10 protein-coding genes are annotated in these 12,456 nt (G+C 39.2%); 3 read left to right on the top strand and 7 right to left on the bottom strand.

The window, feature by feature from the left end:
- Nucleotides 1–65 precede the first annotated feature (65 nt).
- Nucleotides 66–506: a DUF2569 domain-containing protein gene (locus AB6N04_RS06605; RefSeq protein ID WP_369311097.1), complete on the bottom strand. Its 441-nt coding sequence runs from the start codon at nucleotides 504–506 to the stop codon at nucleotides 66–68.
- Nucleotides 507–1,192: 686 nt separating this feature from the next.
- Here AB6N04_RS06605 and AB6N04_RS06610 point away from each other — a divergent pair.
- Complete coding sequence (locus AB6N04_RS06610; RefSeq protein WP_369311098.1) at nucleotides 1,193–2,167, top strand: bile acid:sodium symporter family protein; 975 nt, start codon at nucleotides 1,193–1,195, stop codon at nucleotides 2,165–2,167.
- Between the two features lie 359 nt (nucleotides 2,168–2,526).
- Here AB6N04_RS06610 and add read toward each other — a convergent pair whose 3' ends face one another.
- The 3 genes from add to manA form a co-directional block, all read right to left on the bottom strand.
- Nucleotides 2,527–3,528 (bottom strand): adenosine deaminase, encoded by a 1,002-nt coding sequence (gene add, locus AB6N04_RS06615; RefSeq protein ID WP_369311099.1) that lies wholly within the window; start codon nucleotides 3,526–3,528, stop codon nucleotides 2,527–2,529.
- A gap of 196 nt (nucleotides 3,529–3,724) precedes the next feature.
- Nucleotides 3,725–5,371 (bottom strand): YdgA family protein, encoded by a 1,647-nt coding sequence (locus AB6N04_RS06620; protein ID WP_369311100.1) that lies wholly within the window; start codon nucleotides 5,369–5,371, stop codon nucleotides 3,725–3,727.
- 110 nt (nucleotides 5,372–5,481) lie between these two features.
- Nucleotides 5,482–6,657, bottom strand: coding sequence for a mannose-6-phosphate isomerase (gene manA / locus AB6N04_RS06625; protein WP_369311101.1), 1,176 nt, complete (start codon nucleotides 6,655–6,657; stop codon nucleotides 5,482–5,484).
- Between the two features lie 180 nt (nucleotides 6,658–6,837).
- On the opposite strand from manA, the gene fumC reads away from it, so the two are divergent.
- Nucleotides 6,838–8,235: a class II fumarate hydratase gene (gene fumC, locus AB6N04_RS06630; RefSeq protein WP_369311102.1), complete on the top strand. Its 1,398-nt coding sequence runs from the start codon at nucleotides 6,838–6,840 to the stop codon at nucleotides 8,233–8,235.
- Nucleotides 8,236–8,294: 59 nt separating this feature from the next.
- On the opposite strand, the gene tus is transcribed toward fumC, so the two are convergent.
- Nucleotides 8,295–9,212, bottom strand: a complete 918-nt coding sequence (tus, locus tag AB6N04_RS06635) for a DNA replication terminus site-binding protein (protein ID WP_369311103.1) — start codon at nucleotides 9,210–9,212, stop codon at nucleotides 8,295–8,297.
- 256 nt (nucleotides 9,213–9,468) lie between these two features.
- Here tus and AB6N04_RS06640 point away from each other — a divergent pair, with 256 nt between their 5' ends.
- Nucleotides 9,469–10,254, top strand: coding sequence for a hypothetical protein (locus tag AB6N04_RS06640; RefSeq protein WP_369311104.1), 786 nt, complete (start codon nucleotides 9,469–9,471; stop codon nucleotides 10,252–10,254).
- Nucleotides 10,255–10,490: 236 nt separating this feature from the next.
- Here the strand turns inward: AB6N04_RS06640 and AB6N04_RS06645 are convergent, their stop codons facing one another.
- Both AB6N04_RS06645 and AB6N04_RS06650 read right to left on the bottom strand, forming a co-directional pair.
- Nucleotides 10,491–11,054: a lytic polysaccharide monooxygenase gene (locus tag AB6N04_RS06645; RefSeq protein WP_369311105.1), complete on the bottom strand. Its 564-nt coding sequence runs from the start codon at nucleotides 11,052–11,054 to the stop codon at nucleotides 10,491–10,493.
- Between the two features lie 82 nt (nucleotides 11,055–11,136).
- Entirely contained in the window at nucleotides 11,137–12,408 is a 1,272-nt protein-coding gene (locus AB6N04_RS06650) for an MFS transporter (protein ID WP_369311106.1), read from the bottom strand.
- Nucleotides 12,409–12,456 lie beyond the last annotated feature (48 nt).

Raw genomic sequence — 12,456 nt, forward strand, 5'->3', positions numbered from 1 at the left:
AAAGAACAAAAACTGGCCGAAGCCAGCTAAACAACCAGTATGATATCAAGCAATTTTTGTGATGCTTATCGATCTTGTGTGAAAGTCATTTTCACACGTTTAGAACGCTTTAAATAAGGGACAAAGAACCCAGCACCTAGCAGGGGCCAAGCGAGAACTTGCAAAGCGGTATTGTCATCAATAGGTGAAAAAGCAAACGTTTTTAGTCCTAATAACAATAAAATAAGTAGCCAAATCGTAAAACGCCGAGGGAAATGTTTCGAACGAGAAAACATCAACTGAAGCACATGAACACTAAATAGGGTCATCGCAATCGAGATTGCAAATGATAGATACCAAGCAGCAGGAATAAAAGCTGTCCAATCTTCAACAGTCGTGATGATTTCATACAGTTTGAGGCAATACATGACAGTCATGCTACAAACAGCCAAAAACGTGAGCAGTAAATAGATTGCAGGAACCAAAAGCCAACCTGTTAGACGGTTAGCATCATAAACAGAACTCATAAATAAACATCCATTTCTTATCGAACTCAATAAATCCCACAATACTATCATAGATTTATTTGCCAACTCATTCCTTCTAATGCTACTTTTCGATGCTTTATTTTTCCTTAGGGGCTGTTTATCTTTGATGGTCAATTTTTATTCGAATTAAAGCCAGTTTAGGCAAGCGAGAGGTTCACCGCCGAGTGAACTCGGCAAGAGCCTGTCAACGCAGCATTAAATGAGTGAGACGTGCGTTAATCGAACCCGTAGGGCAGCGTTTAGGAACAATAGTTGATTCAAATCGTCGTCAGTTAGCACGCTGGATACATGTAACTATTTTTTTTGGTTGTTTCTTAACCTTTTGGGGCTGTAAAAATCAGCAGCAAAGATAAACAGCCCCGAGAGTGATTGGATAAAAACAAGCCATCCGAATAATACACTGATGATCACCTAAGATCGAGTGACGATCACCATAAAAAGGCACCATTTTTCACTGTTATTTCTTCTCTTAGGGGAATTAAGCAAATTGCAACTTATTGCGGTTACACAGTTTTGTGACGCGGTCACTTTCAATGAATGCTGATTAAAGAAATGCTGGAATACTGAGGTTTTTTCCATTGAAAAATGAATTATTATGGTTATCTTTTAAGGTTAAAACTAATTTAAAGTCAGCATAATAAGCCGACTTTGTAATGGAAAAGCAAATGAACTTACTTGCAAAATTAAGAATTGACCCTTTTTTACTGATCATGATCTGTGTTGTGGTCATTGCCAGTCTTTTTCCTTGTGAAGGTGATATCAAGACAGGTTTCCAGTACCTTACTACAGCGGCGATAGCCTTATTATTTTTTATGCATGGCGCTAAATTATCACGTGAATCAATAATGGCAGGGATAGGGCACTGGCGTTTACATTTATTGGTTTTTGCAAGTACGTTTATATTGTTTCCTATTATCGGTCTTGGCTTAGCTGTTATTGTGCCAGCGTGGATGTCGCCAACAGTTTATATGGGCTTTCTTTATCTATGTGCCTTACCTGCCACAGTTCAATCTGCCATAGCGTTCACTTCAGTTGCAGGGGGTAATATCGCCGCTGCAATTTGTAGCGCTTCTGCCTCAAGTATTTTGGGGGTATTCCTTTCACCTATTTTGGTGGGATTCTTGATGGATGCCGATGGAAGCCAAGCAGTTGATACACTCAATGCAATTGGTTCAATTCTTATGCAACTCATGTTGCCTTTCGTCGTGGGGCATTTATCGCGTCCATTACTGGCAAACTGGATCAATCGTCATCGTAAGTTAGTGAATATGACTGACCGATCTTCCATATTACTTGTCGTGTATGTTGCCTTTAGTGAGGCGGTTGTCGAAGGGATTTGGCAGAAAATTGATGCATACTCGTTGCTGATGATTGTCGTGGTAACATGCGTGATTCTATTTGTTGTGATAGCAGTTAATATGTTAGCGGCTCGCTTATTTGGTTTTAGCAAAGAAGACGAAATTACGATTGTTTTTTGCGGCTCAAAGAAAAGTTTAGCGAATGGTGTTCCTATGGCTAATGTGTTATTTCCTGCCGCCACAGTAGGGGTAATTTTGCTGCCACTAATGATTTTTCATCAAATTCAATTAATGGTTTGTGCGGTATTAGCCCAGCGTTACGCAAAACGTTTATCTAAGTAAATATTGGTTTATCGGCTACTTGGACGAAAAGCGTATTCAAGTAGCGTTTTACATTACTATTTATTGATAAACCCTTTTTTAGTTACAACATACTAGAGAGTTTAATCAGTTCCTCCACATTGGCATTAGGCGTTGATATAAGTTAGCTAAGACTAAGACGAGATGCAGCTATTCGATAGTGATAACGGAGTAAAAGGGCACCAAATGATGCCCTGCGGTGGTTGATAACGCGGGAAACGCGAGTCTTTTCCCGCGCTATCAGGCAAAAATCAATGCATTGGTTTTCCTAGTTTACCTTCAAAACTGATACAACTTGTGTTTGACAGCATTCTGAGGACACCAAATGGAACCCTGATTATTTAGCGATTTGCTGCTTTTTGCACTAACGCTGCTTTTTCACTGTCGGACAAATATGCCATTGTTAAGCCGTTACGTTGTGCTTGCTCAATCTGTTCAACAGTTAAACCTGCTTGCGGGGCAGCGACTTCATATTCATGGCGTAGCTCAATGCCTTGAACCGCTGGATCGTCGGTATTGATTGAAGCTAATACACCGTGCTGTAAAAATGTTTTGAGTGGATGCTGCGCTAATGTCGCCACTGTACTGGTTTGGATATTCGAGGTTAGACAACTCTCAACCCCTATTTGATGTTTAACTAAATATTCTATTAAAGCAGGGTCTTCAATGGCTTTTACACCATGGCCAATACGTTGTGCCCCTAATTGTTTGATGGCATGCCAAATACTGGCAGCACCAGCTGCTTCGCCAGCATGTACAGTAATATTTAGCCCCGTATTTCGTGCTTGGATGAAGTGGTCTTCAAACAATTCACCGGGGAAACCAAGCTCATCACCAGCAAGGTCTAAAGCACATAAGTGGTTACGATGTGCTAGCAGACCTTGTAACTCAGCAGTACAAGCTTTTTGCCCAAATGTCCGGCTTAAAATACCAATTAGGTTGATTTTAATATCATATTGGCGACATCCTGCATGAACGCCATCAATTATGGCTTCAACCACACCCTCAACAGGCAATTGATGTTTCATGGACATGTAATAAGGTGAAAAACGTAACTCTGCATAGTCAATACCTGCATTAAAGGCATCTTCTACGTTTTCAAATGCAACACGGCGACATGCCTCTAAATCAGCGAGTACAGCGACTCCCCAGTCTAATTTTGTTAAGAAGCTTATTAAGTCGGCTTCTTGGTCTATAATTTGTACGTGAGGGCGTAATGTTTCAAGCTCAGTGGCAGGTAACTGAATATTATGTTCTTTAGCCAAGGAAAGTATTGTTTCTGGGCGGATGTTACCATCTAGATGGCGATGTAAATCGGTTAAAGGGAGGTTTGTTTTTATCACGGAATGATCCTTTATCTATTTTCTTACTTTATTTTGGCTGTCATAACATCAAAATCAACCTTAAATCACGAAAAATGAGAATCGCGTACATTTATTACATTTAATATGTGATATGTATCACATTTAAGTCTAAAGATTAAAAAAACGCCAATCAAATTGACTGGCGTTTTTAAACTTTTCAGATGAAAGAAATTAATTAGTTCGCTGGTGCTTCTTGCGGAGCAGGTGCTAATTCTGGTGTATCCATCTCTGGTGCTGGTTCCGCATCAGGTGCTGGTACATCTTCATACTCTAAAGCATCTTCTGGATTAGACATGACTTTCATCTTAGTCAGGAATTCAGCTAAAGTGTATTTATCGTTGTTGAATGTCAGGTCATTTCCCGCAAACTTGATAGTCATTGTTAAATCATTTTCGCTATCAATCATCCAAGGCGATTTTTTCTGTTTGGCTTTTTCAGCACGTTGTTCGTCTGTCATGAACATTTCTTCGAAAGGCGAAGAGAACATGTCAGAAGTTAACATTTGTTGAACACCTTCAAACTCTGAGGTTACCATACCTTTCATTTCTTTTTTGGTATCAGCATCAACAGGGGTACCTTGGTCGATGATCATGGCTTGTGTCATGGATTCAATCAACATTGGCTTATTCAGCTTAAGATTAAAATCGAAAGATGTAATCAGTTGTTTAATGGCTTCATCGACTTTATTAGACATTGCTAATGCTGTCATTTCATCCTGGTTCCATTTGTTAAACGTAATGCTTAAATCAACAGAACTTTGGCCTGCTTCGTTTTTCCAGTAGAATGGGCTAACAGTGAAAACAGGTTTGCTTTTCATCAGCTCAGGTAATGTGGTAGACATCATTTCCATCGCTAAACGTTCAGTTGCTTCAGTCGGATCGCCATTCGCTAGGCCTTGGGCTATTGCTTCATTGTATTGTTCAACGAATTTACCTAATGCTTTTGCGTCTAATTTTTCAATGGCAACTGTTAATTCACCTGAACCTAAATTTTGCTCTAACGCTTTTAAGTCACCGATGCTGTAGGAGATATTCCCTTTAACATCTTCACCTGTGATAGCAGTGTCACTTGAGATTTTTAAATCTTTAAACGAGAACTTAGTATCCGGGATATTAAAGTCTGAATCAGCAATCACAAACTGTTGTTTACCAGTATAGAAACCGTATTGAGATTTCGTCACATTAGAGACTAATTTTAAGCCTTTTAATGTGATGGATTCTGTTTTGTCTTTTTTACCAATCACTAAGTTATCAGTAACTAAAGACGCATCAACCGCAGCAAGATCTGCCGTTGTTGAAACATCAAATTTAGAGCCACTGAACGAAATGGTAGCATCATCCTTAGTGTAATCAATAGGGATTAACTCTAAACTAGTATCAATGCTTTTGCTGTAACCAATAACGGCGTTACCATGAATAAATGGCTTGCCTTTGGTGGCTTCAAATAATTCTTTAGTTGTTGCATTGTTAGCTAACTCAACTTGGGTCGCTGCTAATTTAGGGATTAAATTAAATTTAGCAACCTGAGAAACAGGGAATGGACCGTGGTCGATATTTGCTTTAAATACGATTGACTCATCAGGTGTTGTAGAGTCAGCAGACGTAATCACGATATCCGCTTGAGAGGAGAAAACACCTTTTGTGTAGTTTTCTACTTTAAAATTCACACCTGCTTCAGGTACATTTACAGCAAAAAAATCGTTGGTTTTCAGGATGACTCTATCAAGTTCATCTTTAACTTTAGAACCTGTATACCAAGATGCACCTGTCCAAACGGCACCCAGAGCAACGATAACACCAACCGCGACTAATGACTTTTTCATTATAAACATCCATCCTTTCAGTACGTTTTTAACGTACTTATAAATTTGTATAGGTTTTATATAACCGTCTTAATGCTGCGTAAAAAAGACGGTTAATACAGAATATGACACTAAAGATTGAATACTCGGGCAAGTTTACCATGACCTTTGATGGAAACTCTTTCCTCATATGCAGGCAGAAAAACAGACTCACCAGAATCAATGCTAATTTCTTTATTGCCTGAATTTAAAACTAACTCACCTTCAATACAGAATAAAATTGAGGCTGTATGGTTAGTTAGGGTAATCCCCGAGTCGCTAATAGAATATATATTAAATGAAAAATCTTCTACTGGAATATGATATTTCCAGATATTTCCAGATTTTTCGGGGATATTTAACAAGTCGTGGGCCGCAGTTGGGTTAAAATCGATATTAGCAATTAACTCAGGTACATCGATATGCTTATTTGTCAGACCTGCACGTAACACATTATCAGAGTTGGCCATAACTTCTAAACCAACACCTTCAAGGTATGCATGTGGAGTTCTTGCATACAAAAACATAGCTTCACCAGGTTGTAATTCAATCACATTCAAAAGCAGTGGAGTAAATAAACCATTATCTTCAGGATACAAACTGACCATTTGCTTAATTGAATCCCAAGGCTCGCCTTGACGGCTATTTAAAGCGGCTTTTAATACCCCTAAAGCCAACTCTTTCTGGGCACCAGTTAGATTCAGAATTTGTGCAAATAATCGAGAAAGCTTTTCTTCTGTCGGTGCCTGTACAAATAATTGAATATCGGGATGAGCAGCAGAAATAAAATCAAGTAAAGCGGCTATCTCATCCAAAGGGCGGAATGCATTCATGGCCTTAAAAGGTGTCAAGGCATAAATTAACTCGGGTTTATGATTGTCGTCTTTGTAATTACGCTGCGGAGAATCAAGCGGAATACCCGCAGCATTCTCTTTCGCAAAACCGACTTCTGCATATGTTTTATTTGGATGCACCTGAACTGAAAGCGGTTGAGCCGCACAAAGTACTTTGAAAAGATAGGGCAAGCGATGGTAGGTTTGGGCAACTTTTTTTCCTAAATACTTTTGCGGATCGCTGTCAATCAGTATGTTTAATGGAGTCACTTGATTATTTTGACTATTGATAACTTCGGAGCTTGCCTTAGGGTGTGCTCCCATCCAAAGCTCTGCCATTGGTAAATTCTCTGGATTTGCTATTCCATAGAGCTGCGTTAGGGCGGTTTTACTTCCCCAATCATAATTTTGGACTTTGTTTATCATTTTAAGCATAGCAAAATTCTCTTATTTGAAAAAAATCAACTCATTTCCTCAACATCAGGGCACAATAAGCTCGACCAAGTCTCATAAATGAAATTCAATTTGTGGCATTATAGTGCTTGGTTATTTGCTTACCTGCAAGCAGATGATTCTAAAATCAATTATTCTGTGTATGTACCTAAGGAGATAGTAATGGCAGCCACTCGCATTGAAAAAGACTCAATGGGACCTATTGAAGTACCTGCTGACCAATTGTGGGGCGCACAAACGCAGCGTTCTTTAGAACATTTCCGTATATCAGTAGAAAAAATGCCTGTCGCACTGATCCACGCACTTGCGATTACTAAAAAAGCGGCAGCAAGTGTCAATATGGATTTGGGGTTACTGGCTAAAGATCGCGGTGAGGCAATTATTGCAGCAGCTGACGAAGTATTAGCGGGTAAACACCCAACAGAATTTCCGTTGGCTATTTGGCAAACGGGTTCTGGCACACAAAGTAATATGAACATGAACGAAGTGTTAGCGAATCGAGGGAGTGAGATTTTAGGTGGTCAAAGAGGGAGTGACCGTCTAATCCACCCAAATGATGATGTTAACAAAAGTCAAAGTTCAAATGATGTTTTCCCAACCGCAATGCACGTTGCTGCCGTTATTGCTATTCGCGAACATCTGTTACCTGAATTGAAAGTTTTGCATAAGACGCTTGATGCAAAAGCTAAAGAATTTAAAGACATCGTTAAAATCGGTCGTACTCACCTACAAGATGCAACTCCGCTGACGTTAGGCCAAGAAATTTCTGGCTGGGCGGCAATGTTAGCACATAATGAAAAACACATTGAAAACGCGGTTCCTCATGTTTGTGAATTAGCATTAGGGGGCACAGCGGTAGGTACAGGTCTAAATACTCACCCTGAGTATGCTGTTCGTGTTGCAAAAAAAATCGCAGAACTAACTGGGCAGCCATTTATCACGGCCCCTAATAAATTCGAAGCATTGGCAACTTGCGATAGCCTAGTTCATGCTCATGGTGCATTAAAAGGCTTAGCAGCATCATTAATGAAAATTGCTAACGACGTTAGATGGTTAGCCTCCGGTCCACGTTGTGGTATTGGTGAAATTTCAATCCCAGAAAATGAGCCAGGAAGTTCAATCATGCCAGGCAAAGTCAATCCAACACAGTGTGAAGCATTGACTATGCTGTGCGCACAAGTGATGGGTAATGATGTCGCTGTCAATATTGGTGGCGCATCTGGTAACTTTGAATTAAACGTTTTCCGTCCAATGTTAATCGACAATTTCTTACAATCTGTTCGTTTATTAGCGGATGGCATGCGTAGTTTTAATGAACATTGTGCGGTAGGTATTGAGCCTAATCGTGAACGTATTGAAAAATTACTGCATGAATCGCTGATGCTCGTGACCGCACTGAATACCCATATTGGCTATGATAAAGCAGCTGAAATTGCGAAGAAAGCGCATAAAGAAGGTTTAACGCTGAAAGAATCCGCCTTAAAACTGAACTACTTAACAGAAGAACAGTTTAATGATTGGGTTCGTCCTGAAGATATGGTTGGCAGTATGAAATCGTAATCATCGATTTTAGATGAAAGCTGAAACACCCGCTTGGTTTTAAACTGGCGGGTGTTTTTTTATCTCTCAATATAGAGATTTAATCGCGGGATCAATAACTCAACGGGTTTTGCACGAGGTCGATTCCGTATTGCAATATTATCAGCATGGTAATCAGGTAAATGATTAATTTTGATCTCGTCTATTGATTTCTCAACAGCAAACACAAATAAAGGTGTCGCGCAGGCAAATTGCGTTTGTTTTTGCTGAGCTTTATCCCAAACACGGGCGATTGGTTGTACTTTAACAGGGCGCTGTGTTTTTAAAATGGCGTCATAGGGGAGGGAATTGATCAATCGAATTTCATTTTCTAGTTGCAATTGCCAATGGTCTCTTGGGATGTGCAATGGGCAACGTCCACTATCTAAGCTAGCTTGTAAACGTTCTAAAATAGTTTCTTTTGTGACTTTATTAATCACTTTTTTATTCGCCCAGCCAAAATTAATGGTATCAACATCCACTAAGAAGGTAAGGGTGCGGTAGGTGTTCAGTGTTAATAGCCCATGCAAACTTTCCCTTATGAATTCAAATCGTTGAGTTTCATTGAAATGAGTAACAATGGTTTTAATTTGTACTTTTAATTCATTGATTTTAGATATATGCAGGCTAAACTCTCGATATTTTTTAATATCGGTTTGAATACAGACAGCTCCGGGTAAACGGATAGCGGATTTATTACTAGTGACTTCGGATTTGTCGTGAATAAACAGCAGATTAATTAACTTTATCGTTTCATTTATGGCTTCATAGCTTGTTAATCTATGTACGCTAATACTTGATATTTCATTGTGTTCCTCACCTTTATAAATATCGGGTAGAGTAAATACACTCGCCAAAAAAGGAGCTTGTCGAGTCTGCTCTAACAATAAATGGCTAAGCTGTTGAATTTCAAATTCAAGTTGATTAAAAGCAGTGATAAGGTTTTGTTTATGGTTCATCTTTAGTTACAACATCCTAATGCATTTAAATAAAAATCTAACATTAACTCCTGAGAATAACAACTAGTAGCTAACCAGTATGTATAGTGGCGGGGCAAACGTTAATAAAAGAACCCAATACGGTCAAATAAAAAAACGCTGATTAGCGTAATTATTCATTAGTTTATAACTAAAAACGAAAGAAATAATTCTTTATTCTATCAATATAAAAGGCCAAATGACTTAATGTTTTTCTCCATCATAATAAGGTAATAATATGCATATTATTCAATCTCTCACACAACCCATTACCGACTACTTCCAAAATAACGATACTCCACAATGCAATAGACAATATCTTGGTACTATTCACTCTATTCAAGATGCGTTACCTGAAAATGCAACCCCCAGTCATCTCCGGTGCGCTCTACAGGGAGAAGGGGTGTTATCGCGTTACTCGACAGATGAGATGAATAACTATTTATGTTCTGTCAATGCGCAGACTTGCGTGGTCGCAACATTATACAATAAAGAAAATCAGACGGGGGCCGTGATACATTTTGACCACAATATCTCAAACTTGATAGATCAAGCAATCAGTGAAACGTTATCACAACTGCAATGTACAAATAGTCATAATATTACATCAACGCTCACTGGCGGGATCTGGCTTATGGCAGGGGATAGTATTGGGGAACCAGTAAAAACGGCATTAAGCAAACATGGTATAAATGCGCAATGGGATCAATGGGCACTCTCTCCGTGTATTCCTCATAATTATGGTGTTGTATTAAATTTAGAAGATGGAAGTACCAAAAGTTTTGAACAACCCGATCATGCAGTACGCCAATTTTTGCATCCACTGCTCTGTAAAGCGAATAATAGTAGTGACCTTGCTAATGAGCCCCCAGAAGTACAGCGGGCACATGATTTTATGACGCGGTTTATGTCTCCCGCGATAAGTGAAAGAGGAGGCCAGTTTATATTTACAGATTCTAATATTAAACATACGATCACAGCGGATGATATCAATAAGTTTCGTTTCAATATACATAACATATAAAAGGGTGCTAGGGGCTGTTGATTTTTACTGCTAGAAAGGTCAAAAAAAATCCGAAAAATGAATAAGTGTATCCATCGTGCTGACTAACGACGATTTGAATAAAAAATTGAGTCTAAACGCCGCCCTACAGATTCGATTAAAAATTAACCATCAAAAATAAACAGCCCCTAGTAATGACTGAAACCGAATCATTATTGAAAAGGTAAGAGAAACAATATTGTCTCTTACCTAATGAGTTAATTCAGTTCTAAATCAATCACTTGATAGAATGCATTTGGCGTGTCATCGATTGTCCAAACAGCAAGAATAGTATGATATCCTTGATGGGATAACGGAAGGCGACAATGATGTTGGACGACTTCTGGAGGCATTTCAATGCGTTCAAATTTACAAAAAGGAATTAAATCAAATTGGGCACGAGATAATGGTGCATCTGGGTTCCAATTTTGTTTAGTTATAAAATATTCCCATTTCGTTGTTTTATGTCTTGCTGTGAGTTGCCATTTAAAATTAATTTCAGGGGATGTGTGCACCGAACGCTGCCAGCGCTGGGATGTCTGTTCATCAAGTTGCTTAAACTGGGGAAGACCGGCGCTGGCAATCTTTCCATCAATTGGCCCTCTTTCTGGAAAGCCCTTAAGTCCTTCAACGGATTGAGGTTCATACTGAACGGGACCACAATTTTTATTATTTTGTGTTTTACAAAAATAAGCTCGACTTCCAGGGGATTCTACATATCCATGAGACCAGACTAAAAAGCTGCAACAAAAAAGAGTGGGAGCAAGTAACAATCGTTTCATCTTATTTCCTCGTTATTAAAAGAAACCATATCATCCAGTAATAACGAGGAATCGAAAATTTTAACCTTTGTTAGCGATTAAGTTAATGGTCGTAACACCCTGATTTTAAAAGATAAGCAATGCCTGTACCTACTAATAATATCCCAGCAATGAATAACGCAACGCCGTTCCAACCATAATTTGCCCAAAAAAGCCCACCGATAGTACCTGCAATACTTGAACCTGCATAATAGCTAAATAAATAGAGTGATGATGCTTGGCCGCGAGCTCGTTTAGCTCGACGTCCAACCCAGCTACTTGCAACGGAGTGCGCAGCAAAAAAACCAGTGGTTAATAGTGTCATGCCCAATAAAACAACCCAGACATTTGAATGTAAGGTGACTAAAATGCCAAATAACATCATCGCAATCGCCGCGATTAAGATATTGCCTAAGCCATATTTTTGGGTCAGGCTACCTGTTTTCGTAGCGCTATAAGTGCCTGTTAAGTAAATAATAGATAAGAACCCCACCGTTGATTGCGAAAAATAGTATGGTGCTTCTAATAAACGGTAACCAATGTAGTTATACATGGTGACAAAACCGCCCATTAATACAAAACCTTCAACAAATAACCAAGGTAAGCCTTTATCTCTAAAATGCAGATGTAAATTGATCCATAAATTTTTGGGTTTTAACGAACTGGCACGGAAGTGTTGTGAAGGGGGTAATAAACGCCAAAAACCAATGGCTGCAATCAGAGCTAAAGTCCCTAAAATCACCACCGCGACACGCCAAGAGAAAAAATCAGCAACAACCCCTGTCATGAGGCGACCACTCATCCCACCAATGGAGTTACCACTAATATAAAGCCCCATTGAAAGAGCTACATAACTTGGGTGAATTTCTTCACTAAGATAAGTCATAGCAACCGCAGCAACACCACTAAGTGATAGACCAACTAAGGCTCTAGCGACCAATATACCTTGCCAACTTTGCATCACCGAACTTAATAAAGTAAATAATGCCGCACATGTTAGCGCTATTACCATCACGTTTTTGCGGCCGATAGCATCAGATATTGGCCCCGTGATTAATAATCCTAAAGCCATCAAGCCTGTGCTTAATGAAAGGGCGAGACTCGCTGTTGCCGGGGAGACATTAAAATCTGCGGATAATAAAGGCAGAATAGGTTGCACAAAATAGAGCAACGCAAATGTGGCAAATCCCACGGTAAAGAAGGAGAGTGTTACGCGCAGATATAATGCGTCATCTCTTTGAATGTAATGCTTTTTAGGTGAGTTATGTACGGTAGGAACCGCTCTTTCCTTATCATTAGATTGCTCAGTAGTTAGACTATTTGATGAGTGTTCCATGTGTATTCCTTTTCATACCAACTCGTTTGATTTCGATCAAAGGATAGA

This window comes from Providencia rettgeri (assembly GCF_041075285.1).
In the GTDB taxonomy this organism is placed as follows: Bacteria; Pseudomonadota; Gammaproteobacteria; order Enterobacterales; family Enterobacteriaceae; genus Providencia; species Providencia rettgeri_G.